We start from the raw sequence: 25,870 nt of genomic DNA, 5'->3' as shown, positions 1-25,870 counted from the left end.
GAGGGCCGGCGATGAAAGGCGGCATCTCCGCACCGTTCATCCGGTTCCCGGTGGCGACCACGCTCATCATGGTCGGCATCCTGTTCCTCGGGATCGTCGCCTATCCGCTGCTGGGCGTCGCGCCCCTGCCGCAGGTCGATTTCCCGACGATCCAGGTCACGGCGCAGCTGCCCGGAGGCAGCCCGGAGACCATGGCGTCCTCGGTGGCGCAGCCGCTGGAACGGCAATTCTCGCAGATTCCCGGCGTGTCGCAGATGACCTCGACCAGTTCGCTGGGCATCTCCACCGTCACGGTCCAGTTCGATCTCAACCGCAACATCGACGGGGCGGCCAGCGACATCCAGGCGGCGATCAACGCCGCAAGCGGCCAGTTGCCGAAGAACCTGCCGACCCCGCCGACATACCGGAAGGTGAACCCGGCGGACTCGCCGATCCTCCTGCTCTCGGCCACGTCGGACAGCATGCCGCTGATCGAGGTGGATGACGCGGTCGACGTGCAGCTCGCCCAGCGGATCAGCCAGATCTCGGGCGTCGCGCAGGTGTTCATCGGCGGCCAGCAGAAGCCCGCGATCCGGATCCAGCTCGATCCGGCCAAGCTCGTCGCCAAGAACCTGTCGATGGAGGACGTGCGCACGCAGTTGACCCTGACGACGGTCAACAACCCGAAGGGCAGCATCGACGGCGGCAGCCACAGCTACACGATCTACGCCAACGACCAGCTCACGGTCGCGAAGAACTGGAACGACGTGATCGTCGCCTACCAGAACGGCGCGCCCCTGCGGGTGCGCGACATCGGTCAGGCGGTTGCCGGCCCGGAAGACACCAAGCAGGCGGGCTGGACCAACGGCAAGCGGGGCGTGTTCCTCGTGGTCTTCAAGCAGCCCGGCGCCAACGTGATCGACACGGTGGACAGCATCAAGGCGCAGCTGCCGCGCCTGACCGCCACGCTCCCGGCCGCCATCAAGATCGGGATCCTGAGCGACCGCACCCAGACGATCCGCGCCTCGGTGGAGGATGTTCAATTCACCCTGATACTCACCATCGTGCTGGTGGTCGGGGTGATCTTCGTCTTCCTGCGCAGCTTCTGGGCGACCGTCATTCCCAGCGTGACGGTGCCGCTCGCGCTGCTCGGCGCCTGCGCGCTGATGTGGATGGCGGGCTACACCCTCGACAACCTCTCGCTGATGGCCCTGACCATCTCGGTGGGGTTCGTGGTCGACGACGCCATCGTCGTGCTGGAAAACATCAGCCGCTACGTCGAGGAGGGGATGCGGCCCATGGAGGCCGCGTTCAAGGGTGCGGGCGAGATCGGCTTCACCATCGTGTCGATCTCGGTGTCGCTGATCGCCGTGCTGATCCCGCTCCTGCTGATGGGCGGCATCATAGGCCGGCTGTTCCGCGAATTCGCCGTCGTATTATCGATGACCATCGCGGTCTCGGCCTTTGTGTCCCTGACGCTGACCCCCATGATGGCCTCGCGCCTGCTCAAGCCGCACGATGCCGAGCGCCACGGCCGCCTCTACCGGATGAGCGAGGCCGGGTTCGACTGGCTGCTGGCGGTCTACGAGAGCGCCCTCGACGTCGCCTTGCGCTTCCGCCGCGTGACGCTGCTGGTGTTCTTCGCCACGCTGGCGCTGACCGGCTACCTGTTCGTCGCGATCCCGAAGGGCTTCTTCCCGCAGCAGGACACCGGCTTCATGATCGGCGTCACCGAGGCGGGCCAGGACATCTCCTTCTCGGCGATGAAGGCCCTGCAGGAGAAGGTCGGCGCGATCGTGCAGGCCGATCCGGCGGTCGCCACGGTCGGCATGTCGCTCGGCGGCAACGGCCAGGCGTTAAATTCCGGGCGCATGTACATCACGCTTAAGCCCCGCGACGAGCGCGACGTCAACGCCTTCCAGGTGATCGGCCGGCTGCGCCCGAAGCTCGAGCGCGTGGAGGGCGTCCGGACCTTCATCCAGGCGACCCAGGACGTGCGCACCGGCGGCCGCACCTCGCGGACGCAGTTCGAGTACACCCTGCAGGATCCGGATCTTGCCGAGCTGAACGCCTGGGCGCCGCGCATCCTCGACAAGATGAAGACCCTGCCGGAATTGCGGGACGTCGCCACCGACCAGCAGACCCGGGGCACGACCCTGACGCTGTCGATCGACCGTGACGCGGCCTCGCGGTACGGCATCACGCCCCAGCTCATCGACGACACGCTCTACGACGCGTTCGGCCAACGTCAGATCGCGCAGTACTTCACGCAGCTGAACAGCTACCACGTCGTGCTGGAGGTGCTTCCGGCGCTGCAGGGCAGCGTCGAGAGCCTCGACAAGATCTACATCAAGGCGCCGAACGGCGGCGGACAGGTGCCGCTCGCGGCATTCGCCCGCTGGACGACCGATCCGGTGGCGCCGCTGGCCGTCAACCATCAGGGCCAGTTCCCCGCGGTGACGATCAGCTTCAACCTCGCCCCCGATGTGGCTCTCGGACAGGCGACGGAGGCGATTGGGCGGGCGATGCGGGACTTGCAGGTGCCGCCGACGGTCGTCAGCGGCTTCCAGGGCACCGCGCAGGCCTTCCAGCAATCGCTGTCGACCGTGCCGCTCCTGATCCTGGCCGCCCTGTTCGTGGTCTACCTGATCCTCGGCATCCTCTACGAGAGCTTCATCCACCCGATCACGATCCTGTCGACCCTGCCGTCGGCGGGCGTCGGGGCGCTGGCGGTGCTGATGTGGGCGGGGTTCGATTTCAGCCTGATCGCGCTGATCGGCATCATCCTGCTGATCGGCATTGTGAAGAAGAATGGCATCATGCTGGTCGACTTCGCCATCGCGGCCGAGCGCGACGAGGGACTCAGCCCCGAGGTCGCGATCCGGCAGGCCGCCCTCCTGCGGTTCCGCCCGATCCTGATGACCACGATGGCGGCCCTGCTCGGCGGCATTCCGCTGATGTTCGCGCACGGGACCGGATCCGAGATCCGGCAGCCCCTGGGCTACGCCATGGTCGGCGGCCTCGCGGTGAGCCAGGTGCTCACGCTCTTCACCACGCCGGTCATCTACCTCTACCTCGATCGGCTGGCGCACCGGCTGTCGTTCCGGGACAAGCCGGAGGCGGTGGACACCGCCCTCGATGATCCGGAGACGGTGGAGGAGGTTCGCGGCCCGCCGGCGCTGCGGGCAGCGGAGTAATCGCGACCGCCGTCTTTGCGAGCGGAGCGAAGCTACCCAGGGCCGCGGGACGTCGGCGAGCGTGGTGCATGTGGATTGCTTCGTTTCGCTCGAAAGAACGCTGAGCCCCGCGGGACAGCCGCTCCGAAGCCGACGGCCGGGCGGTCCTGTCACCCTGGCCTGCTTGGCGGGGCCGTTCGCCGTTCCAGTTCATCCGGCGTCGGTCCTGCGAGGCCGCACAACGTCGAAGGATCCGGATGCGCCAGAACCTGCCGCTGCGAGGGCTGACCGTGCTCGCACTGGAGCAGGCGGTCGCCGCCCCTTACTGCACCTCGCGGCTGGCCGATGCCGGCGCGCGCGTTATCAAAATCGAGCGCCCCGAAGGTGATTTCGCCCGCGGCTACGACGCGTCGGTCAACGGGCTGGCGAGCTACTTCGTCTGGCTCAATCGCGGCAAGGAGAGCCTCGTCGCCGACATCAAGAATCCCGCGGACGCCCGCCTCCTGCACGCGATCCTCGCGCAAACCGACGTGTTCGTGCAGAACCTCGCGCCGGGAGCGGCTGCCCGCGCGGGCTTCGGCGCCGCGGAGCTGCGCGCGCGCCACCCGCGGCTGATCACCGTCGACATTTCCGGCTACGGCGCCGACAACGCCTACAGCGACATGAAGGCCTACGACCTGCTGGTCCAGGCCGAGAGCGGGCTCGCCGGGATCACTGGCCATCCGGCAGGACCCGGACGCGTCGGCGTCTCCGTCTGCGACGTGGCCTGCGGGATGGATGCCCATGCCGCAATCCTGGAGGCGCTGATCGCCCGTGGGATCTCCGGGCAGGGCTGCACCCTGGAGGTCAGCCTGTTCAGTGCCGCCGCCGACTGGATGAACGTGCCACTGCTCTACTTCGAGGGCACCGAAGAAGCGCCCAAGCGGGTCGGCCTCGCCCACCCGTCGATCTGCCCCTACGGCGCCTTTCCGACCGCGGATGGCAGCCTGGTGCTGATCTCGATCCAGAACGAGCGCGAATGGGCGAGCTTCTGCGCGGGCGTGCTCGCCGAGCCGGATCTCGCCCGGGCGGAGGGGTTCGCGTCCAACAACGCCCGCGTGGCCAACCGCGCCGCCGTCGATCTGCGGATCGGCGCCGCCCTGGTGCGGCTGAGCCGCGACGCCGCTGCGGCCCGGCTGAAAGCGGCCGGCACTGCTTACGGCTTCGTCAACGCCCTGTCGGATCTCGCCAGCCATCCGGCCCTGATCCGCGCCGAGGTCGAGACCCCGGCCGGTCCGGCCCGCATCGTCGCGCCGCCTGTGCTGATCGACGGCCGGGTCCGCGCCCTCGGTCCGGTGCCGGCGATCGGCGAACACAGTGCGCGGATCCGGGCGGAGTTCGCCGGCTTGGATTGAGGGCCGCCCCACGACGGTGGGTCGCACCTTTAGGAGGAGACCATGAGGCTCGACGGCAAGATCGCGCTCGTGACAGGCGCCGGAAGCGGCTTCGGGGCGGGCATCGCCCAGCGTTTCGCCGCCGAGGGCGCCAGGGTGGCGTGCGTGGACATCGACGGCGCTGCGGCCGAGCGGGTCGCCGCGGAGATCGGCGACAGGGCCCTGGCGATCGCCGCCGATGTCGGCGTGGCGGCCGACGTTGCGGCCAGCGTCGCCGAGACCCGGCGGCGCTTCGGGGTGCCGCACGTCCTCGTCAACAACGCCGGGACGACGCATCGCAACAAGCCGCTGATGGAGGTGACCGAGGAGGATTTCGACCGGGTCTTCCGAGTCAACGTGAAGTCGATCTTCCACTACGTCCGGGAAGTCGCCCCGCTGATGCGCGACGCGGGCGGCGGCGCAATCCTCAACGTCAGCTCGACGGCGGCGCTGCGGCCGCGACCGGGGCTCACGTGGTACAACGCCTCCAAGGGTGCGGCGAGCCTCGCCTCGAAGTCGCTGGCCCTGGAGCTGGCGCCCTGGAAGATCCGGGTGAACGCCCTTTGCCCGGTCATGGGCGCCACCGGCCTGCTGGAGCATTTCATGGGCGTCCTCGACACGCCCGAGAATCGCGACCGCTTCATCGCCACGATCCCGCTCGGCCGCCTGTCGCAGGCGAGCGACATCGCCGCCGCGGCTTTGTTCCTCGCCTCCGACGAGGCGGCGTTCATCACCGGCGTTGATCTGCCCGTCGACGGCGGCCGCACGGCCTGAGGAGCTCCCGATGGAAGCCTACACCGAGATCCGCGAGGCGGTCGCCAAGCTCTGCGCCGGGTTCCCGGGGCCGTACTGGCGGGAGCTCGACCGGGAGATGGCCTATCCGACCGCGTTCGTGAACGCGCTGACCGAGAGCGGCTACCTCTCGGTGCTGATCCCCGAGGAATTTGGCGGCTCCGGCCTGCCGCTCTCCGCGGCCGCCGCGATCCTCGAAGAGGTGCAGCGCGCGGGCTGCAACGGCGGCGCCTGTCACGCGCAGATGTACACGATGGGCACGCTGCTGCGGCACGGCTCGGAGGCGCAGAAGGCCGCGTACCTGCCGGCCATTGCCGAGGGTCGATTACGGCTCCAGGCCTTCGGCGTGACCGAACCGACATCCGGCACCGATACCGGCAGCCTGAAGACGACGGCGCGCCTGGAGGGCGACCACTACGTCGTCAACGGCCAGAAGATCTGGACCAGCCGCGCCGAGCACTCGGACCTGATGCTGCTGCTCGCCCGCACGACGCCGCGGACGGAGGGCATGAAGCGCACGGACGGTTTGTCGGTGCTCCTGGTGGACATGCGCGAGGCCAAGGGCAACGGCCTCACCATCCGGCCGATCCGGACGATGATGAACCATGCCACCACGGAGGTGTTCTTCGACAATCTCCGCGTGCCGGCGCAGAACCTCATCGGCGAGGAGGGCAGGGGCTTCCGCTACATCCTGTCCGGCATGAACGCCGAGCGCATCCTGATCGCCGCCGAGTGCGTCGGCGACGCCAAGTGGTTCATCGACAAGGCGAGGGCCTATGCCGGGGAACGCGCGGTGTTCGGCCGGCCGATCGGCGCCAACCAGGGCGTGCAGTTCCCGATCGCCAGGGCGTACGCGAACATGCGCGCGGCCGAGTTGATGGTCCGCGAGGCGCTGACCCTCTACGAGGGCGGCGCCAATCCCGGGGCCGAGGCCAACATGGCCAAGATGCTCGCCGCCGACGCCTCCTTCGAGGCGGCCAATGCCTGCATCCAGACTCATGGCGGCTTCGGCTTCGCCGAGGAGTACGACATCGAGCGCAAGTTCCGCGAGACGCGCCTCTACCAAGTCGCGCCGATCTCCACGAACCTGATCCTCGCCTACCTGTCCGAGCACGTGCTCGGCCTGCCGCGATCCTACTGACATGACCGATTTCGCCGCATGGATCGGGCGGACCCGCGAGGCGTCCGACCTTGTCACCCCGCGCCTAGTGGCCGAGTTCGACGCAACCTTCGCGCCGCATCTCGCCCCGGTCGCGGCCGGGATCGCGCCGCCGGCCCTGCACTGGTGCCTCGCCCCGGAGACCCCACCCGCCGATTCCCTCGGACCGGACGGCCACGCGGCCAAGGGCGGGTTCCTGCCGCCCGTTCCGCTGCCGCGGCGGATGTGGGCGGGCGGGCAGATCGAGACGCTGGCCGATCTCCGCGTGGGCGATCGCGTCACGCGCACCGAGACCGTGCGGGACGTGGCGTTCAAGGCGGGGCGCAGCGGTAGACTCGCCTTCGTCACCGTGGACCACGCGGTCGCGACGGAACGCGGCGTCGCGATCCGCGAGCGGCAGGACATCGTCTATCGCGAGGCGGCCAACGCGCAGACCGGCACGGCCGCCGCGCCCGAGCGCGACGATCCCGACGCCTATGAGGCGGTCTGGGACGTGCCGGCGTCGCCGACCCTGCTGTTCCGCTACTCGGCGATGACCTTCAACGGCCACCGCTTCCACTACGATCGGCCCTACGCGACGCAGGTCGAAGGTTACGCCGATTTGGTCGTCCACGGACCGATGCAGGCGAGCCTGCTCCTGAACCTCGCCGCGACCCTGCTGGGCTCCGTGCCGCCGACGTTCAGCTATCGCGGCGTGTCACCAATGACGGCGAACCAGATTTTTCGCGTGTGCGGCCGGCTGACAGAGGCAGGTTTCGAGGGCGTGACGCTCGATGCGGCCGACCGCGTCTGCATGCGGGCGCGAACGACGATCGGGTAGCCTGGTAATCTGCCGTCATTCCGGGGCGCCGCAGGCGAGCCCGGAAACCAGACGCGCTGTCGGTGCAGGCCGTCCCGCGTCGGCGGGTCTGGATCCCGGGCTCCGCTCCGCGGCCCCGAGATGACGGAGCGATCGTGCGAGACTGCTCGGGATCCTTGCGACCCGCTTCTTGGATCCGGGCTTCGGATCAGGCAACCCGGTGACACATCCTCATTCCGGGGCGCCCAAAGGCGAGCCCGGAATCCAGAGCCTCCGTCGGTGCTGACCTGCGCGCCTCGGCGTGTCTGAATCCCGGGCCGCTCGGTGCCGCCGCGGGATGACGAAGCGATCAGGCGAGCTTCAGCCCGACGTTGACGTTGCCGCGCGTGGCGTTCGAGTACGGGCACACCTGATGCGCGGCATCGACGAGCTTCTGCGCCTCGGCGCGGTCGAGGCCCGGCAGGCTGATCGTCAGGTCGGCGGTGATGCCGAAGCCGCCCTCGGAGCGCGGGCCGATGCCGACATCGGCGGTCACGGTGGTCTCAGCCGGCACCTTCAAATGCAGCGACGGGGCGACGGCCTTCATGGCGCCGAGGAAGCAGGCCGAGTAGCCGGACGCGAAGAGCTGTTCCGGATTCGCACCGGGGCCGCCCGCGCCGCCGAGTTCCTTCGGCGTGGAGAGCTTCACCTCGAAGCTGCCGTCGGCCGTCCGGGCGGCGCCGTCGCGGCCTCCGGTTGCGGTGGCGGTGGTGCGGTACTTCACGTCTACGGACATGACGGTCTCCGGTTTGTGGACGAGAGTCGGCATGTAGGCGCCGGCTCGGATCTGCATAGGCTCAATTTAAATTGCGCGCAATCTAATTCACGGGTCAATCAGCGCGAAGCGGTCGACATCGACAAGCCCGCGGTCGGTGATCTTCAGGTGCGGAATCACCGGCAGCGGCAGGAATGCCACCTGCAGGAACGGCTCCTGCAGGACCACGCCGAGGCTTCGCGCCGCGGCACGCAAGGTTACGAGCGCGCTGCGGATGTCATCGAACGGCATCAGGCTCATCAGGCCGGCGATCGGCAGGGCGATCTCGGCCAGAACGCGACCGCCCTCGACCACCACGAAGCCGCCCTCGATCTCGCCAAGGCGGTTGACCGCCACGGCCATGTCGCCGTCATCCGCGCCGACCACCGTGATGTTGTGGCTGTCATGCCCGACCGAAGAGGCGATGGCGCCGCGCTTCAGGCCGAACCCTTTCACGAACGCGACCCCGATGCCGCGTGCGCCCGGCGGCGTCCGGCCGTGTCGCTCGACAACGGCGACCTTGATGACGTCCTGATCGAGATCGATCCGCCGCTCGCCGCTGGAATAGGGCAGGGTCAGGTCGTGGCGCAGGGTGATGATCTTGCCCGGCACGACGCCGATCACCGGCGTCGACGGTCCGGAGCCCGGCGCGGCGAAATCCGCTTCGGTGACGCGCCGCGCCCGCACGCTGCCGCGGCCGATGGGGTCGATGGCGGTCCGCGCGTCGAACAGCGCCGCATCCACCGGGCGCCCGGCGCTGAACACCTGCGAGACCGCGCAGGCGGCGAGGTCGTCGAGCACGACCAGATCGGCGCGCTGCCCGGGCGCCACCAAGCCGCGATCGTGCAGCCCGAAGGCCCGCGCCGCCGACCAGGACGCCGCCCGGTAGGCGGCCAGCGGCGGGACGCCGAGCGCGATCGCCGTGCGGATGACGAAGTCGAGATGCCCCTCCTCGGCGATGTCGAGGGGATTCCGGTCGTCGGTGCAGAAGGCCAGGAACGGCGCCGTTTGATCGGTCAGGATCGGCGCCAGCGCGTGCAGATCCTTGCAGACCGAGCCTTCACGGATCAGCACCGTGAGGCCCTTGGACAGCTTTTCCAGGGCCTCTTCCGGCGTGGTCGCCTCGTGCTCGGTGCGGATGCCGGCCGCGATATAGCCGTTGAGGCCCTTGCCGCGCAGCAGCGGCGCGTGGCCGTCGATGTGCCGGCCCTGGAAGGTCGCGAGCTTGTCCAGCACCCCGGGATCGCCCGCCAGCACGCCGGGAAAGTTCATGAACTCGGCGAGCCCGATCACCTTGGGATGGCCGGCGAAGGCCAGGAGGTCCTGCGCGTCGATCCGCGCGCCCGAGGTCTCCAGATGGTCGGTGGCCGGGACGCAGGAGGAGAGCTGCACCCGCAGGTCCATCGCCAGGGTCTCCGACGCGGCGAGGAACCACGCAAAGGCCTCGGTGCCGAGGACGTTGGCCATCTCGTGGGGGTCGCAGATGCCCGTGGTGACGCCGTGCGGCAGGACGCAGCGCTCGAATTCCTGCGGCGGCATCAGCGATGACTCGACGTGAAAATGCGTGTCGATGAAGCCCGGCACGACGATCCTGCCGGCCACGTCGATCTCCCGCGCGCCGCGATACGCGCCGAAAGTCCCGACGATGCGATCGCCGCAGATCGCGATGTCGGACGCGACGAGGTCGCCGGTCACGAGGTCGAGGAAGCGTCCGCCCTTCAAGACGAGGTCGGCCTCGGCTAAGCCCTGACCCTGCGCGATGGCCCGCCGGAGGAACTCCACCTCTGTCATCGGTTTAATCCCCTCCGCACTGCCATCCGCCAGGAGCATGCCACGGGTGCAGGGCCTTCGGCGACGCTTGCGATGGCGCGAGTGCGGGCGCAGAAGCCCCTCACCTTTGAACCGATCGAAGCTCTCGATGCCCGCCTATCGCTCCCGCACCACCACCCACGGCCGCAACATGGCCGGCGCCCGCGGCCTGTGGCGCGCCACCGGCATGAAGGATGCCGATTTCGGCAAGCCGATCATCGCGGTGGTGAACTCCTTCACCCAGTTCGTGCCGGGCCACGTTCATCTCAAGGATCTCGGCCAGCTGGTCGCCCGGGAAATCGAGGCCGCGGGCGGCGTCGCCAAGGAGTTCAACACCATCGCGGTCGATGACGGCATCGCGATGGGCCATGACGGGATGCTGTACTCGCTCCCCTCCCGCGAGCTGATCGCCGATTCCGTCGAGTACATGGTCAACGCGCACTGCGCCGACGCGATGGTGTGCATCTCGAATTGCGACAAGATCACCCCCGGCATGCTGATGGCGACTTTGCGCCTCAACATCCCGACCGTGTTCGTCTCCGGCGGACCGATGGAGGCCGGCAAGGTTCAGCTTCCGGGCATCGCCAAGAAGGTCGACCTCGTCGACGCGATGATCGCGGCGGCCGACGACCGGATCTCCGACGAAGACGTCGCGGTGATCGAGCGCTCGGCCTGCCCGACCTGCGGGTCGTGCTCGGGCATGTTCACGGCGAACTCGATGAACTGCCTCACCGAGGCGCTCGGGCTGGCCCTTCCCGGCAATGGCTCGGTGCTCGCCACCCATGCCGACCGCAAGCGCCTGTTCGTCGAGGCCGGCCACCTGATCGTCGATCTCGCCCGCCGCCACTACGAGCAGGACGACGCCAGCGTGCTGCCGCGCGCGGTGGCGAGCTTCCAGGCGTTCGAGAACGCCATGACCCTCGACATCGCCATGGGCGGCTCGACCAACACGGTGCTGCACCTGCTGGCCGCCGCCCATGAGGGCGAGGTGCCCTTCACCATGGCCGATATCGACCGGCTGTCGCGGCGGGTGCCGGTGCTGTGCAAGGTCGCCCCGGCGGTGGCCAATGTCCACATGGAGGACGTGCATCGCGCCGGCGGAATCATGGGCATCCTGGGCGAACTCGACCGGGCCGGCCTGATCGACACCAGCGTCGGCAACGTCTCGGCCGGTACGCTGGGCGGGGCGCTCGCCCGCTGGGACGTGCGTGGTCAACCGTCTGCCTTGGTCCAGACCTTCTACCGGGCGGCGCCGGGCGGCGTGCCGACCCAGGTGGCGTTCAGCCAGGAATCCCGGTTCGACGAACTCGATCTCGACCGCGAGGCCGGCGTCATCCGCGACGCGGCGCACGCCTATTCGCAGGATGGCGGGCTTGCCGTTCTGTTCGGCAACCTCGCCGAGCAGGGCTGCATCGTGAAGACCGCGGGCGTCGACGCCTCGATCCTGACCTTCACCGGAACGGCCCGGGTGTTCGAGAGCCAGGACGCTGCCGTCGACGGCATCCTCAACGGCAAGGTCAAGGCCGGCGAGGTGGTGCTGATCCGCTACGAGGGTCCGCGCGGCGGCCCCGGCATGCAGGAGATGCTGTACCCGACGAGCTACCTGAAATCGAAGGGTCTCGGGAAGGCCTGCGCCCTGGTCACCGACGGGCGGTTCTCCGGCGGCTCCTCGGGCCTGTCGATCGGCCACGTCTCGCCGGAGGCGGCCGAGGGCGGGCTGATCGGCCTGGTGCGCGACGGCGATCCCATCGCCATCGACATCCCGGCCCGGAGCATCCGTCTGGAGGTGGAGCCGGCCGAGCTCGAGCGGCGGCGCGCCGCCCAGGAGGCAGCGGGCTGGCAGCCGGCAAGCCCGCGGAAGCGAAAAGTCAGCGCGGCTCTGCGCGCCTACGCCATGCTGACGACCAGCGCGGCGCACGGCGCGGTGCGCCGGGTCTGATCAGCGGACGCTGAGAACGAGGGCGACGGCAGCCAATACGGCCGCAGCCGCCACCACGATGCCGGCGAGGCGCCCCAGGCGGGGCTTCGCCGGCGGCGCGACAGCCTCGATGGCGGGGACCGGCCGCGGGATGCGTCCGAGGGAAGCGAGCATCAGCGGCTCGATCGCCTCATAGCCGGCGGGGCTGAGATGCAGCCCGTCCGTGCCGTATTCCGGGCGCAGCGCGCCCGTCTCCGTCGCCAGCACGGCATGGTAATCGATGAAGGTCGCGCCGTGCTCGTGGGCGTGGTCGCGCAACCACGTATTGACCGCCGCGATCATGGCCGGCGCATCCTGCACCTCCGGATTCCAGGGGATCCGCGCCGCCGGCATGATCGAGCCGATCCAGGTCTTCACGCCTAAGGCCCGCGCCTCATCGAGCATGCCGGCCAAAGTCCGGGCGATCTCCTCGGCGGGGACGAAGAAACCCTCGTTACGGCCGATGTCGTTGACGCCGCAGAGGAGATGGACGCCCTTGGCCCCCGTCTCCTCAAGGTCCCGGCGGAAGCGCATGGTGATCCAGCGCGCCGTCTGGCCGGATCCGCCGCGCGGGATAAGGTCGTAGGCCTCAAAGGTGCCGGCCCGGTGAAAGCCCCACAGCTCGGTGATCGAGTCACCGATGAAGACGACGGGCTCGGCCAAAGTCTACGCGCCCAACTCCACCGCGCCGCCGAGCGCAGCGGAGACCTCCTCTTGGAGCCGTTCGGCCATCATCTGCCGGCCATCGAAGGTCATATGCACGACGTCGGTGAAGATGGGACGGCTGTCGGTCTCGAAGATCCGGCTCAGATCTCGCGCCCCGAAAGCCGCACTCGGGATCGGCGCCGCGTCGAGGCGGGACAGCACGCTCTCGCACCGCGTGTATTGCCGGTCGAGATAGGCCAGGAATTCGCCGGAGGCGGCGCGCGCCTCGTCGCCGACCCGTTCGGCTCTACGGACCACAGCCGGCTGGAGCAGGAAGCGCATTGGGGCGCCGATGCCCGGGGCGAGCCGTTGGAGCCGCTTCAGCGACAGCTCGAACTGCCGCACCACTTCCCATTCCCACAGGTCCGACTGCCAGTTCGTCAGCGCCCGGAGGTTCTCGAGACGCTGGAAGATCTGCGCCTGCAGGCTGTCGAACGTGAGATCCTGCGCCTCCCCATCCTGCTTTCTGGGATCGAAGACGTAATCGTAGAGGCACTCGTTGGCGAAGTGGTTATAGGGATAGCCGGCGCGCGGATCGAAGCTCCACGGCTGGAGCATATCGGTGCCGCCGCCAACGATCAGGATCACGTCCGGCTGAAGGTCCATCAGCCGTGTCGTGATCAGAGCGATCATTTGATTCAGGCAGGCCGAGATGGCGCCGAAATTGTAGACGCGTGCTCCCTCGCCGTGGGCGCGCTTCAGACCGGTTTCAAGCCGGCCGGGCACGGTATCGGCGAAGGATTCCCCGTCGACCAGGGTGCTGTCACCGACGACGAACACCCGCAGGGTCTCGGAAGCCGGCCGCGCATCTGCATGGATGTCGTTGCGATAGCCCAGGGCGTCATAACGCCAGCCCTTGTCCGCCGCCGTGAGCGGCTTCCCGGCAAAGTGAGTATAGGGCGCCGGAAAGCGGATATTCGCGTCGAAGTTCCGGAAGCTCTTCAGGAATTCGCGCCGCCGCGCATTCTCGGTCTCGTCAGACGGCCGCTGGGCCATGATCCGGCTCCTTCCCGAGCGGATGATCGTGTGTGCGATGATCGTGGGCGGGCCCAGCCCCGCGCCAAGGCGCGGGCGAGGCCGAAAGGTCAGCCGCTCAGCCGCGCAGGCTGGCGTGGTTCTCCAGGAACCAGCCGTAGGTCTGGCGCAATCCATCCTCCAGGCCGATCTGCGGCCGCCAGCCCATGGCGGTGAGCCGCGACACGTCCATCAGCTTGCGCGGCGTGCCGTCGGGTTTCGTCACGTCGAACGCGAGATCGCCTTCGTAGCCGATCACCCGCGCCAGCGCCTCGGCCAACTGGCGGATGGTACAATCCTCCCCAGTACCGACATTGATGTGCGACAGGTCCGGACGCGTATTCGCCGCGTAGAGCGCGTCGTCCATCTCCATCACGAACACGCTGGCGCGGGCCATGTCGTCGACATGGAGAAATTCCCGCATCGCCCGGCCGGTCCCCCATACGGTGACCGTCGCGCGGCCCTCAACCTTCGCCTCGTGCAGGCGCCGCATCAGCGCCGGCAGGACATGGGCGTTCTCGGGGTGGAAATTGTCGTTCGGCCCGTACAGATTGGTCGGCATCACGCTGCGATAGCGCCGCCCGTACTGGCGGTTGTAGCTCTCGCACATCTTGATGCCGGCGATCTTGGCGATGGCGTAGGGCTCGTTGGTCGGCTCCAGTACCCCGGTGAGCAGCGCATCCTCGCGCATCGGCTGCTCGGCGAGCTTCGGGTAGATGCACGACGATCCGAGGAACAGCAGCCGGTCGACGCCGCTCATGTGGGCGGCATGGATGACGTTGGTCTGGATCAGCAGGTTGTCGTGAATGAATTCGGCCGGATAGGTGTTGTTGGCGTGGATGCCGCCGACCTTGGCGGCCGCGAGGTAGACCTGATCGATCCGGTGCTCGGCGAAGAACTGCCGGACCGCCGCCTGGTCGAGCAGATCGAGCGCCTGCCGGTCGGCGGTCAGGACGCGCGCGTGGCCGAGCTCCCGCAGCCGGCGCACGATCGCCGAGCCGACCATCCCACGATGGCCCGCAACGAAGATGGTCTGACCTCGACCGTCCATCACGCTTCCGCTTCCCTGCCAATGGCTTGGCCTGCCGAGGCCCTATAGCCGCTTTGCGGCCGGATATCTCCGGGGAAACACGTGTTTTGTGAGGCGATCCGCCTCTGCGCGAAGGGCCTCGCGACAGGTGGGAGGGGCGGCAGCCGGTCGTTGTTCGCCCCGGCATGATCCCACTCCGGCCTGCCTTTGAGGCGCAAGTCGAACGTGTACCGCAGCAAGTTGCCACCTTTCCCGCTTGCATGGCCGGAAACTGCCGCGCTAGTGTCAACTCATGCTGACACTCGCACCTGACCAGAAGGTGAGGCAGGAGATCGACCGACGGCCCCATGCCGCGGTCATCGGAGCCGGCTTCGGCGGCCTGGCCGCGGCCGTTCGATTGGGTGCGCGCGGCTATCGAGTCACGGTGCTGGAGCGTCTCACGCAGGCCGGCGGCCGCGCACGGGTGCATCGGCAGGACGGCTTCACCTTCGATGCCGGACCAACCATCGTCACCGCGCCGCAGCTGTTCGAGGAACTCTGGCACCTCGCCGGGCGCCGGCTGTCGGACGACGTCACCCTCGTGCCGATGGATCCGTTCTACCGGATCCGGTTCGCCGACGGCTCCTCCTTCGCCTATAACGGCGACCCGGAGCAGATGCGCGCCGAGGTGGCGCGCGTCGCGCCGGACGATGTCGCCGGCTACGAGCGGTTCATGGCCCATAGCAGGGCGGTCTGCCAGATCGGCTTCGAGCAGCTCGGTCACGTGCCCTTCGACAAGGTCGGAGCGATGCTGCGGATCGCCCCGGATCTTCTTCGCCTGTCCGGACACCGCTCGGTCCACGACGTGGTCGCCCGCTTCATCCGTGACGAGCGGCTGCGCACGGTCTTCAGCTTCCATCCGCTGCTGATCGGCGGCAACCCGTTCCGGGCCAGCGCGATCTACTGCCTAATCGCCGATCTAGAACGGCGCTGGGGCGTCCATTTCGCCATGGGCGGAACCGGCCAACTCGTCGACGGTCTGGTGCGGCTGATCCGCAGCCAACGCGGCCGCGTCCGCCTCGGCGTCGATGTGGCTCGCATTCGCGTGGATCGGGGCGAGGCGACGGGCGTCGAGCTTCGGAGCGGCGAGACGATCGCAGCCGATGTGGTGGTCTCAAACGCCGATTCGGCGGTGACGCACGCGCAGCTCCTTCCGCAGCCGCAGCGCTGGAGCGCGGGTCGGTTCCGCCGCGCCCGCTCCTCCATGGGCCTGTTCGTCTGGTACTTCGGCACGAGCCGCCGCTATCCGGAGGTTGATCACCACACGATCCTGCTGGGACCGCGGTACCGTGGGCTGCTCGCCGACATCTTCGATCGAAAGCGGCTGGCGGACGATGCGAGCCTCTACTTGCATCGGCCCACGGCGACGGATTCGAGTCTGGCGCCCGCCGGGTGCGACGCGTTCTACGTGCTCGCACCGGTGCCGAACCTCGCGGGCGGACAGGATTGGGACGCGCTGGCCGAACCGTACCGACGGCGGATCGCCAGGATTCTGGAAACCAGCGTCCTTCCTGGCCTGTCCGATGCCCTCGTGACCTCGAAGGTGACGACACCGAAGGATTTCCAGGACGATTTTCTGAGCTACCGCGGCTCAGGCTTCGGACTGGAGCCGGTGCTCACACAATCCGCCTGGTTCCGACCGCACAACCGGTCGGGCGCGGTCCGCAATCTCTACCTCGTCGGCGCCGGCACGCATCCCGGCGCCGGTCTGCCCGGTGTGCTCTCCTCCGCCCGTATCCTCGACAGCGTGGTGCCCGATGCCCGCGTTACCGCCTGAATTCGCCGCCGCGGCCGACCGGACCGCCTGCCGGGCCGCGATCCGCACAGGCTCGAAGAGCTTCTTCGCGGCCGGGCGGCTGCTTCCCGGAGATGTGCGCGAGGCGGCCTACGGGCTCTACGCCTTCTGCAGGCTCTCCGACGACCTCGTCGACGAGGCGCCGAGCCCGGCCGACCGGCGCGACGCGGTCACCCGCCTCGATGGCCGGATCAGCCGCGCCTATGCCGGCCAGCCGGCCGATTCAGCGGCCGATCGCGCGTTCTCGGACATCGTCAGCGCCTACGCGATCCCCGAGACCCTGCCACGCGCCCTCATCGAGGGCTTCGCGTGGGATGCGGACGGGCGGCGCTACGCCGATCTGGCCGCCGTTCACGGCTACGCCGCCCGGGTCGCCGGTTCGGTCGGGGCCATGATGGCGCTGATCATGGGCGCCCGCGAGCCGGACGCGCTCGCCCGCGCCTGCGATCTTGGTGCCGCGATGCAGCTCACCAACATCGCGCGGGATGTCGGCGAGGACGCCCGGATGGGTCGGCTCTACCTTCCACTCGACTGGATGCGGGCGGCCGGTCTCGACCCGGACGTGTTTATGGCCGACCCGCAACCAAGCCCCGCGCTGTCCGGAGTCGTGGCCCGCCTCCTCTTCGAGGCCGAGGGCCTCTATGCGCGGGCCGAAGCCGGGATCACCGTGCTCCCGGCACAGTGCCGTCCGGCCATCCGGGCCGCGGGCCTGATCTATGCCGAGATCGGGCGCCGGATTGCGGCGAACGGCTACGATTCGGTCACGCGTCGCGCCCGGGTCGGTGGCGCCCGCAAGGCGGTGCTGATCGCCCGCGCGATGCGCGAGCCCGCCGTCTCCGCATCCCTAACGGCTGCGGCGCTTCCGGAAGCTGCATTCCTGATCGAGGCAGTTCGCCGCCATCCGTTGACGCCTGCCCGCCAGCGCCCCGCGCTCAAGCCGTGGTGGGATGTCGGCGGCCGTGTCGTACACGTGCTCGACCTGATCGAGCGCATGCGTGAGCGCGAGGCGTTCAGCCGCTCCGCCTCGCTCTGAGCCCCGATATGGGCGGCCAGCTCTTCGCCGCCCTCGATCTCGGCCTCGTCTTCCTGGTCGTGTTCGGCATCGGTGTCTGGCAGCTTGTCGCGGTCCGGCGGAGCATCCGACGCGACCGCGATGGACGATCAGAGTGATTTGCCTTCACGGCGTCGCGTTGAGCGCGACATCGCCCTCCAGCAGGCAGCCGATCGCGCGTCCGTCCGCGAAGCCGAGCCGGACGCGAATCTCTGACAGCCGGCCCATCGCCCGGCCCTGAAGGATGCGGATCGGCCGGTCGTCCGGCGCCACGAGGCCGTCCTCCAGCAACCCGAAAGCGAGCGCGGCAGCGGCGATCCCGGTGGCCGCGTCTTCGGGATAGCCCGAGGCCCGCGGGAACTGCCGCGCCTCGAACAGCCGCGCCGGTCCGTCCAGCACCGCGTAAGGGTAGAGCCCGGTCGAGCCGATCCGCGTGCAGGCGGCCTCGACGGCATCGGATTCCGGCGCCAGGGCATTGAGCGTGGCGGCATCACGCATCGGGACGAGGGACTTCACGCGGGACGTCACGGCGTTGTGGATCGGACGGTCCGCCAGGGTGCCGCGATCGATCCCCAGGGATGTCAGGATCGCGTCCTCCACCTCGCCGGCGAGAGGACGGACGCTGCCGGCCGGCTGCGTGATCGCGATCGTCCAGTCCCCGTCGCCGCGCGGCGCCACGAAGCCCGTCACCGCGCCACTGCCGGTGGCGATCCGCACAGTCGAATCCGGCAGCCGCCCCTCCCGAGCCAGAACCCAGAGCGTGCCGATCGTCGCGTGGGCGCACATCTCCATCTCGTGGTTCGGCACGAAGAAGCGGAACCGCAGGTCGTGAGCCCCGTCGTCCGATGGCAGCGCGAAGCCCGATTCATGGCCGTAGCGCCGCGCGACATCCCGCATGGATTCGGCGTCGAGGCCGCGCGCGTCCGCGACGACGGGGCAGGGGTTACCGCCCCGTCCGCCATGGGTGAACACGTCGACCAGGGTCACGTCCGGCATGGGCTGGCCTTCACTGCAGGTGGCGGGTGTAGGTCTCGCCGGCTTCGGCCTTCAGGACGGCGCCGGCCTCGCGGCCGATGCGCTCCGCGTCGACGGCCGGGCCCTGGCGGGTGACCGCCCAGTGACGGCTGCCGTCCGGCAGGAACAGCAGACCGTCCAGGGTCAGCGTCTCGCCGTCGATCCGCGCCAGAGCGGCGATCGGCGTCCGGCACGACCCGTCCAGCTCCGCCAGAAGCGCCCGTTCCGCCGCGATCGCAGTGGTCGTGCGGGCGCAGGCGATCGGCGCGAGGATCTCGTGAATCGCTCTGTCGCCAGATCGGCACTCGATCCCCAGAGCGCCCTGCGCCACCGCCGGCAGCATCTCGTTGACCGGAAGAATGCTGCGCGCCATGCCTTCCAGTCCGAGGCGCTGCAGGCCGGCCAGGGCCAGCAGGGTCGCATCGCACTCGCCGGCTTCGAGCTTGCGCATCCGGGTGTTCGCGTTGCCGCGCAGCGGAACGACACGAAGATCCGGCCGGTGCATCAGCACCTGCGCCCCGCGGCGCAGCGACGAAGTCCCCACCCGCGCGCCCTCCGGCAAGCCCGCCAACCCGTCCGCGTGCGGAGACAGGAACGCGTCGCGCGGGTCATCGCGCTCCAGGATGCAGGCGATGGTCAGTCCGTCGGGAAGCCACGTCTCCACGTCCTTCATGGAGTGCACCGCGACGTCCACCTCGTCGGCGAACAGCGCCTGCTCAAGCTCCTTGGTGAACAGGCCCTTGCCGCCGATTTCGGAGAGCGGCCGGTCGAGGATCTTGTCGGCCACCGTGGTGACGACGACGAGCTCGGTCTCCAGGCCCGGATTGGCGGCCACGATCCGGTCGCGCACCATGCCTGTCTGGGCAAGGGCCATCGGCGAGCCGCGGGTACCGATGCGCAGGGGACGGTTCAACATCTGGTTCCGGGTCTATTCGCGGGACGGGACAGTGCCTTATAGACCGACCTCGGCGACAGGCCACGCTCCGCGGCCTCATTTCACCGTGCTGAACAAGTCGCCGTCAGGCCCACCGGACCCGGCGCAGCGGCGCCCCGCTTTCGCCGGACTGCGCAGCTAGCGGATCGCGGCGACCTCCAGAGCGAACAGGTATGGTGCGATGCTGATTCTGCCGAGCCGACGGCAGTTCCTGACCGGGCTCGGCGCGGGCGCGGGCCTGGCGGCCGCAACGGGGGTCTACGCCTTCGACGTCGAGCCGATGCACCGGCTGGTCGTCACGTCCTACGCGCCCGCGCTGCCGAACTGGGATCCGGGCTTGCGCCTGCGGGTCGCGGTGCTCGCGGATTTCCATGTCTGCGAGCCGTTCATGCCGTTCGACCGCGTCGCGGAGATCGTCGACGCGACCAACGCGCTCAAGCCCGATCTCGTGCTGCTGCTCGGCGATTACCCGGCAGGCAAGATCGCGTGGCGCAAGTTGCCGCTCGCTCAGTTCGCCCGGATGATGGAAGATCTGAAGGCGCCGCTCGGAACGCACGCGATCCTGGGCAATCACGATTGGTGGGACGACAAGGCCGTCCAGAAGACGCGTCGCGGGCCGCCCGCGGTCAAAGGATTACTGGATGCGCGCGGCATCCCCGTCATGGAAAACCAGGCGCTGCGCCTGACCAAGGATGGACGCCCGTTCTGGATTGCCGGCCTCGCCGACCAGCAGCCGTTCGAGGACGTCTGGACATCCGTCAGCTACGCGGACGTGCCGCGCACCCTCGCAGCTGTCACCGATTCGGCGCCGGTGATCCTGATGGCGCACGAGCCCGACATCTTCATGGACCTCCCCGACCGCGTTTCCCTTACGCTGGCCGGCCATACCCATGGCGGGCAGGTCCGGATCTTCGGTCGCTCGCCTGCGATCCGGAAAATCTATGGCCACGATTATTCGTACGGCCACGTCGTCCAGGACGGCCGGCACATGATCGTGTCGGGCGGATTCGGGATGAGTCGCATCCCGATGCGGTTCGGCGTGCCGCCGGAGATCGTCCTCCTCGAACTCGGCCAGCCGAATCCAGACATCGCCGGGGCCTGACCGAGGACAGTCCCCTGCGACTGTGACGCGCTGATATTTGAAGCAGCCCCGCGCCCGAACGCCGCGGCGCTCGTTTTCCAGGGCTCGCCGCGCTACCTCGCCCCGATGCGCGCAATCGTTCCCTGTCTGGCTCTCGTGATGCTGGCGACGAGCCACGCTTCCGTTCACGCACAATCCTGCGACGCGCTTGTCGACAAGGTCACGGCGGAGACCGCAGCCAAGGCCGCGGAGCGTCGCAGCGACTACGCGAGCTTCACGGCCGGGCCGGACATGACCCTGACGCTGGCCTGCGGCGGCGCGGACCTGTCCTCGGTCGGCGCTCAATTCCGCGGCGCGAACCCGCCGGACAGCTATTACGATCTGTTCGGTCAGGCCGGGCATGCGGTCACGGGCATTGATGCCGCGGTCATCACGGACGCCGCCCACCGCGCCCAGGCCACGGCCACGAAGCTGCGGCACAGCAACGTTGATCTCGGCGGAGCGCGCGTCACCTGCTCGGCGATGGTTTCGCCGGATAAGGGCCCCCTGACGCTCTGCGCGGTGATCGAGAACAGCAACCGGAGCTGAGGCCGGCGGCCAGCGCCGCCGGCACACGATCCCGCCTCAGAGCGGGATGTTGTCGTGCTTCTTCCAGGGCTGCTCCATCTCCTTGGTCCGGAGCATGCCGAGCGCCCGGGCGATCCGGCGCCGGGTCGAGTGCGGCATGATCACCTCGTCGATGTAGCCGCGCTCAGCTGCCACGAACGGCGACAGGAACCGGTCCTCGTACTCGCCCGTGCGCGCCGCGATCTTCTCCGGGTCGCCGAGCTCGCTGCGGAAGATGATCTCCACCGCGCCCTTGGCGCCCATCACGGCGATCTGCGCCGTCGGCCAAGCATAGTTCACGTCGGCGCCGACATGCTTCGACGCCATGACGTCGTAGGCGCCGCCGAAGGCCTTGCGGGTGATGATCGTCACCAGCGGCACGGTCGCCTGCGAATAGGCGAAGAGCAGCTTGGCGCCGTGCTTGATCAGGCCGCCATATTCCTGCGCCGTGCCTGGCAGGAAGCCCGGCACGTCCACGAAGGTGACGATCGGGATTCCGAACGCGTCGCAGTAGCGCACGAAGCGGGCGGCCTTCCGTGACGCATCCGAATCGAGCACGCCGGCCAGAACCAGGGGCTGGTTGGCGACGAAGCCGACGGTCCGGCCCTCGATGCGGCCGAAGCCGGTGATGATATTGCGCGCGTAGGCGGCCTGGATCTCGAAGAAGTCGCCCTCGTCCGCCACGCGGCGGATCACCTCGCCCATATCGTAGGGCTTGTTGGGATTGTCGGGAATCAGCGTGTCGAGCGACATGTCGAGGCGATCGACATCGTCGAAGCTCTCAAGCTCCGGAACGCCGTCGATGTTGTTGGCGGGGAGGAAGTCGAGCAGGCGGCGGATCTGGAGGATCGCCTCGACGTCGTTCTCGAAAGAGCCGTCGGCGATGGACGACTTGGTCGTGTGCACCTTGGCACCGCCGAGTTCCTCGGCGGTGACGACCTCGTTGGTGACGGTCTTCACCACGTCGGGACCGGTGACGAACATGTAGCTCGTGTCGCGGACCATGAAGATGAAGTCGGTCATGGCGGGCGAGTAGACGTCGCCACCCGCGCACGGGCCCATGATCACCGAGATCTGCGGGATCACGCCCGAGGCCATGACGTTGCGGCGGAACACCTCGCCGTAGCCGCCCAGCGCCGCCACGCCCTCCTGGATGCGCGCGCCGCCGGCGTCGAAGATGCCGATGATCGGGGCGCGCATCTTCAGCGCCATGTCCTGGACCTTCACGATCTTCTGGGCATGCGCCTCCGAGAGGGATCCACCGAACACCGTGAAGTCCTTCGAGAACAGGAAGACCGTCCGGCCGTTGATCGTGCCCCAGCCGGTGACCACGCCGTCGCCGGGGATCTTCTGCTTCTCCATGCCGAAATCGGTGGAGCGATGCTGCACGAACATGTCGAATTCCTCGAACGACCCATGGTCGAGGAGGAGCTCGATGCGTTCCCGCGCCGTCAGCTTGCCGCGCTTGTGCTGAGCCTCGACGCGCTTCTCGCCACCGCCGAGCCGGGCCTGTGCCCGCCGCTCTTCGAGCTTGTCGAGGATATCCTTCATGGCCGTTTCCGCCCCTTCCCCTGCCCGTGACTCGCAACCCGGAACGGGCCGGGTCCAAGCTTATGCGTTCGCCGATCGTGCGCCCTTAGCACGCGCGTTTCGGGTGGCAAACCGACGCGATTGTCAGATTTTCGGGGGAGGGGGATGGTGGACGGTGCAGGGATCGAACCTGCGACCTTTCCCGTGTGAAGGGAACGCACTACCGCTGTGCTAACCGTCCGTACCGGCGCACCGCCGTCAGCGGACGCCCTATGGTTGCCAGCGCTTGTAGGCGCGGCGACCCGGTGGCCGGCCTTCTAGGGCGCGGCAGCCCGGGACGTCAAGCACGGCGCGCGACGTTCCTGCGCTCTGAAGCGGCGCAGCCGTCCGAAATCCGACACTGCGATGTATGAGCCCGCACCGGAAGTGCGGCCGCCCAGATGCCGTGCAGTTGACAAGGCGGGGCCCGCAATGCGCTGTTCCGCCATGCACGAGAGGCCAGCGGGCGCGGAGCCCGACAGCGACGTGACCACCGAGATGCAGGCACCGGTGACCCGGCCGCGCGTCGCGATCACCTACTGCACGCAGTGCAACTGGCTGCTGCGCTCGGCCTGGATGGCGCAGGAGCTGCTCTCGACCTTCCGCGACGATCTGGGCGAGGTCGCCCTGATCCCCGCGACAGGCGGCGCGTTCCGCATCGAGCTCGGCGGTGCGCTGCTGTGGGAGCGCGTGCGCGATGGCGGCTTCCCCGACGTGAAGGCGCTGAAGCAACGGGTCCGGGACCACCTCGACCCGGAGCGCGATCTCGGCCATATCGACCGGTCATGAGGCGAGGGAACGGCGAGGAGCCCGCGGGGCACCGCGGGCCGGGGGCGGGCCCCGCTTGAGTCCGGATCACCAGTCCGAGGGCGGCGGCGTTCCGGCGGTGATTCCCGCGCGCCGATCCTGGCTGTCGCGGCGGATCCACCGCTTCTCCGGCAACGGCTTCTCGACGCAGGTCTACCTAGTTGCCCTGGTGATCGCCCTGATCGGCCCGGGCCTGCTGTTCACCAGCATCCTGCTGATGCGCTACGCCTCCGCGGAGCGGGCCCGGTTCGAGCAGGACGCCCGCGAGAACGTGCGCGGGATCGGGCTATCCCTCGACCGCGACACGGCCGGTCTGGTGTCCGTCCTGCAGACGCTGGCGACTTCGCCGCGGATCCGCCAAGGCGACTTCGAGGCCTTCGACGCGCAGGCCCGCCTCGTGCGTGAGTCGATCGACCTGGATGTGCTGCTCCGGCGCCCCAACGGCCAGGAAGTGGTCAATACCGGCGTCCCGCGCACCGCGCCGCTGCCGGTGGTTCCGCTGCCGTTCGATCAGGAACTGTCCCGGGGCACCCAGCGGGCGATGGTGAGCGGCTATGTGCCGGGCCCGACCCCCGCAGAGGCATCCTACGCGGTCGGCGTGCCCGTAATGATGGACGGGGAGGTCGCCTACATCTTGAGCTTCACCGTGCCGCTCGCGCGGCTCCAGGGCATCCTGTCGCGCGAAGTCGTCCCGGGCTGGACGACGGGGATCAGCGACCGCTCCGGCATCGTCATGGCGCGCCTGCCGGATCCCGATGCCGTGATCGGCCGTCAGCGGCTCGCCAGCCTGCGACAGGTTCAGACGGCGACGCCGGGCGTGTGGGAGGGCCAGGATCGCCAGCACAAGCCCGTGGTCGTGATCGAGGCGCGCTCGCGGCTGACCGGCTGGATGGTCGCCACCAGCATCCCGCAAAGCATCGTCGACGCGCGGGTCCGGCGCTGGATCTGGGCCTTCGCGGGCTTCGGCCTGCTGGTGCTCGCCACCTCGTCGCTGCTCGCGGTCAATCTTTGGTCGCGGGTGTCGCGCCCGCTGCGCCTGCTTGCCGCCTCCGGACCGGCCCTGGCCCGCGGCGAGGCCATCCCGCGCGTGCCCTCGCCGGTCCACGAGATCCAGCGGCTCGGCGCGGTGCTGTCGGATGCCTCGCTGCGGTTGCGGACGCGGGAGGAGGAGCGCGACCGCGCGCTCGCCGACACGCGGCGCGGCCTGACTGCCCTCAGCGAGAGCGAGGCCCGGTTCCGCCACATGGCCGATTCGGCGCCCGCGCTGATCTGGATGACCGATGAGACCGGCGCGGTCAGCTTCGCGAACCTGCATTTCGAGCACGTGTTCGGCCTGCCCGCGGCGGAGTTTGCAGACGACGGCTGGCATCGGATCGTGCATCCGGATGATCTTCAGACCTTCCGGACAGCCTTCGGCGAGGCCTTTGCCGAACGCCTGCCGTTCCGCATCGAGGTCCGGGTCATCGACAAGGACGGGGTTGTGCGCTGGCTTCAATGCGAGGGCGTCGCGCGCCTCGACGATGACCAAAACTTCCTCGGCTATACGGGCTGCAACATCGACATCTCGGACGCGAAGAACGCCGAGGAACACCTGCTGCTCCTGATCCACGAGCTGAATCACCGGGTGAAGAACACGCTGGCGACCGTCCAGTCGATCGCGGCCCAGTCCCTGCGCGGCCTCGAAGGCGCCGAGGCCGACGCCGCCCGGGCCGCGTTCGAGGCGCGTCTCCTGGCCCTTGCCCGCGTGCATGACGTCCTGACCCGCGAGAGCTGGGAGGGCGCCGAACTCTCCGCGGTGGTGGCGGACGCGATCCGGCCGCTAGAGGCGGGCGATGGCCACGCCTCCCGGTTCCGCGTGATCGGGCCGGCGCTGCGCCTGCCGCCGCGGCTCGCGCTCTCGATCGCCATGGCGCTGCACGAACTCGGCACCAACGCCGTGAAGTACGGGGCGCTCTCGACCGAGGGCGGCTGCGTCGAGATCGCCTGGACGGTGCGCCGCGAGGCGGAGGCGCACCTGTTCCTGCGCTGGGCGGAGAGCGGCGGGCCGCTCGTGAAGAAGCCGACCCGCACCGGGTTCGGCTCGCGTCTGATCGAGCGCAGTCTCGCCCGGGAGCTGGCCGGCGAGGTGACCTTGTCCTACGAGCCGAGCGGCGTGGTCTGCACCATCAACGCGCCGGTGCCGCCGCCGGGCCTGATCGAGCGGAAGAGTGTCGCCGCCCCGACTCGGATCGCGCCGCTTCCCCTTGCGGGGTAGGCGGCGAAGGCGGCGTCATCGCGAGCGCAGCGAAGCGACCCAGGTAGCGCGCGTTCGGTGATTGGAGCGCCGCTGACCTGCTTCGCTTCGCTCGC

21 protein-coding genes and 1 tRNA gene are annotated in these 25,870 nt (G+C 69.0%); 13 read left to right on the top strand and 9 right to left on the bottom strand.

The features are described from left to right. Positions 1-11: 11 nt before the first annotated feature. The 5 genes from ABIE45_RS26685 to ABIE45_RS26665 all read left to right on the top strand — a co-directional run bounded on the left by ABIE45_RS26685 (position 12) and on the right by ABIE45_RS26665 (position 7,338). The gene (locus ABIE45_RS26685; RefSeq protein WP_192707634.1) at positions 12-3,176 is read left to right on the top strand and encodes an efflux RND transporter permease subunit; all 3,165 of its coding nucleotides are present in this window, start codon (positions 12-14) and stop codon (positions 3,174-3,176) included. 236 nt (positions 3,177-3,412) lie between these two features. After that, complete coding sequence (locus ABIE45_RS26680; RefSeq protein WP_192707635.1) at positions 3,413-4,549, top strand: CaiB/BaiF CoA-transferase family protein; 1,137 nt, start codon at positions 3,413-3,415, stop codon at positions 4,547-4,549. Between the two features lie 42 nt (positions 4,550-4,591). Further along, the gene (locus tag ABIE45_RS26675; protein ID WP_192707636.1) at positions 4,592-5,341 is read left to right on the top strand and encodes an SDR family oxidoreductase; all 750 of its coding nucleotides are present in this window, start codon (positions 4,592-4,594) and stop codon (positions 5,339-5,341) included. A 10-nt stretch (positions 5,342-5,351) separates the two neighbouring features. Next, the gene (locus ABIE45_RS26670) at positions 5,352-6,500 is read left to right on the top strand and encodes an acyl-CoA dehydrogenase family protein (RefSeq protein ID WP_192707637.1); all 1,149 of its coding nucleotides are present in this window, start codon (positions 5,352-5,354) and stop codon (positions 6,498-6,500) included. Position 6,501: 1 nt separating this feature from the next. Then, positions 6,502-7,338, top strand: a complete 837-nt coding sequence (locus ABIE45_RS26665) for a MaoC family dehydratase N-terminal domain-containing protein (RefSeq protein ID WP_192707638.1) — start codon at positions 6,502-6,504, stop codon at positions 7,336-7,338. Between the two features lie 328 nt (positions 7,339-7,666). On the opposite strand, the gene ABIE45_RS26660 is transcribed toward ABIE45_RS26665, so the two are convergent. Continuing rightward, positions 7,667-8,092, bottom strand: a complete 426-nt coding sequence (locus ABIE45_RS26660) for an organic hydroperoxide resistance protein (protein WP_192707639.1) — start codon at positions 8,090-8,092, stop codon at positions 7,667-7,669. 87 nt (positions 8,093-8,179) lie between these two features. Then, on the bottom strand, positions 8,180-9,901 hold the full coding sequence (gene ade, locus ABIE45_RS26655) for an adenine deaminase (protein ID WP_192707640.1): 1,722 nt from the start codon (positions 9,899-9,901) through the stop codon (positions 8,180-8,182). Positions 9,902-10,028: 127 nt separating this feature from the next. Here ade and ilvD point away from each other — a divergent pair, with 127 nt between their 5' ends. Next, positions 10,029-11,858 carry a dihydroxy-acid dehydratase gene (ilvD, locus tag ABIE45_RS26650; protein WP_192707641.1) on the top strand — a complete coding sequence of 610 codons (1,830 nt, stop codon included), beginning with the start codon at positions 10,029-10,031 and terminating at the stop codon, positions 11,856-11,858. Here the strand turns inward: ilvD and ABIE45_RS26645 are convergent, their stop codons facing one another. The 3 genes from ABIE45_RS26645 to ABIE45_RS26635 all read right to left on the bottom strand — a co-directional run bounded on the left by ABIE45_RS26645 (position 11,859) and on the right by ABIE45_RS26635 (position 14,646). Further along, entirely contained in the window at positions 11,859-12,539 is a 681-nt protein-coding gene (locus ABIE45_RS26645) for a GDSL-type esterase/lipase family protein (RefSeq protein ID WP_192707642.1), read from the bottom strand. Between the two features lie 3 nt (positions 12,540-12,542). Next, the gene (locus tag ABIE45_RS26640) at positions 12,543-13,577 is read right to left on the bottom strand and encodes an SGNH/GDSL hydrolase family protein (RefSeq protein ID WP_192707643.1); all 1,035 of its coding nucleotides are present in this window, start codon (positions 13,575-13,577) and stop codon (positions 12,543-12,545) included. A gap of 97 nt (positions 13,578-13,674) precedes the next feature. Further along, positions 13,675-14,646 carry a GDP-L-fucose synthase gene (locus ABIE45_RS26635; RefSeq protein WP_192707818.1) on the bottom strand — a complete coding sequence of 324 codons (972 nt, stop codon included), beginning with the start codon at positions 14,644-14,646 and terminating at the stop codon, positions 13,675-13,677. A gap of 271 nt (positions 14,647-14,917) precedes the next feature. On the opposite strand from ABIE45_RS26635, the gene crtI reads away from it, so the two are divergent. From crtI to ABIE45_RS26620, 3 genes are read left to right on the top strand one after another with little or no spacing between them, the layout of a single operon-like run. Continuing rightward, a complete protein-coding gene (gene crtI / locus ABIE45_RS26630) occupies positions 14,918-16,441 on the top strand; it encodes a phytoene desaturase family protein (RefSeq protein WP_192707644.1) in 1,524 nt (507 codons plus the stop codon). Next, positions 16,422-17,492: a phytoene/squalene synthase family protein gene (locus ABIE45_RS26625; RefSeq protein WP_192707645.1), complete on the top strand. Its 1,071-nt coding sequence runs from the start codon at positions 16,422-16,424 to the stop codon at positions 17,490-17,492. The genes crtI and ABIE45_RS26625 overlap by 20 nt, the downstream gene beginning before the upstream one ends. Positions 17,493-17,500: 8 nt before the next feature. Beyond that, complete coding sequence (locus tag ABIE45_RS26620; RefSeq protein ID WP_373622681.1) at positions 17,501-17,629, top strand: hypothetical protein; 129 nt, start codon at positions 17,501-17,503, stop codon at positions 17,627-17,629. A 7-nt stretch (positions 17,630-17,636) separates the two neighbouring features. Here ABIE45_RS26620 and ABIE45_RS26615 read toward each other — a convergent pair whose 3' ends face one another. Next, entirely contained in the window at positions 17,637-18,506 is an 870-nt protein-coding gene (locus ABIE45_RS26615; RefSeq protein ID WP_192707646.1) for a PhzF family phenazine biosynthesis isomerase, read from the bottom strand. Positions 18,507-18,516: 10 nt separating this feature from the next. Then, positions 18,517-19,440 carry a hydroxymethylbilane synthase gene (gene hemC, locus ABIE45_RS26610; RefSeq protein ID WP_192707647.1) on the bottom strand — a complete coding sequence of 308 codons (924 nt, stop codon included), beginning with the start codon at positions 19,438-19,440 and terminating at the stop codon, positions 18,517-18,519. 199 nt (positions 19,441-19,639) lie between these two features. Here hemC and ABIE45_RS26605 point away from each other — a divergent pair, with 199 nt between their 5' ends. Both ABIE45_RS26605 and ABIE45_RS26600 read left to right on the top strand, forming a co-directional pair. Then, the gene (locus ABIE45_RS26605) at positions 19,640-20,560 is read left to right on the top strand and encodes a metallophosphoesterase (protein WP_192707648.1); all 921 of its coding nucleotides are present in this window, start codon (positions 19,640-19,642) and stop codon (positions 20,558-20,560) included. 138 nt (positions 20,561-20,698) lie between these two features. Beyond that, positions 20,699-21,127, top strand: a complete 429-nt coding sequence (locus tag ABIE45_RS26600; RefSeq protein WP_373622679.1) for an ABC transporter ATPase — start codon at positions 20,699-20,701, stop codon at positions 21,125-21,127. 36 nt (positions 21,128-21,163) lie between these two features. On the opposite strand, the gene ABIE45_RS26595 is transcribed toward ABIE45_RS26600, so the two are convergent. Next, positions 21,164-22,696, bottom strand: a complete 1,533-nt coding sequence (locus ABIE45_RS26595) for an acyl-CoA carboxylase subunit beta (protein WP_192707650.1) — start codon at positions 22,694-22,696, stop codon at positions 21,164-21,166. Between the two features lie 145 nt (positions 22,697-22,841). Continuing rightward, positions 22,842-22,916, bottom strand: a tRNA-Val gene (locus ABIE45_RS26590). Between the two features lie 296 nt (positions 22,917-23,212). Here ABIE45_RS26590 and ABIE45_RS26585 point away from each other — a divergent pair. Together ABIE45_RS26585 and ABIE45_RS26580 are read left to right on the top strand one after the other, a co-directional pair. Further along, a complete protein-coding gene (locus ABIE45_RS26585; protein ID WP_192707819.1) occupies positions 23,213-23,503 on the top strand; it encodes a SelT/SelW/SelH family protein in 291 nt (96 codons plus the stop codon). A gap of 55 nt (positions 23,504-23,558) precedes the next feature. Next, positions 23,559-25,775, top strand: coding sequence for an HWE histidine kinase domain-containing protein (locus ABIE45_RS26580; protein ID WP_192707651.1), 2,217 nt, complete (start codon positions 23,559-23,561; stop codon positions 25,773-25,775). Positions 25,776-25,870: the final 95 nt, after the last annotated feature.

Source organism: Methylobacterium sp. OAE515, assembly GCF_041806315.1.
In the GTDB taxonomy this organism is placed as follows: Bacteria; Pseudomonadota; Alphaproteobacteria; order Rhizobiales; family Beijerinckiaceae; genus Methylobacterium; species Methylobacterium tardum.
This window is presented reverse-complemented; position numbering and strand designations above follow the sequence as displayed.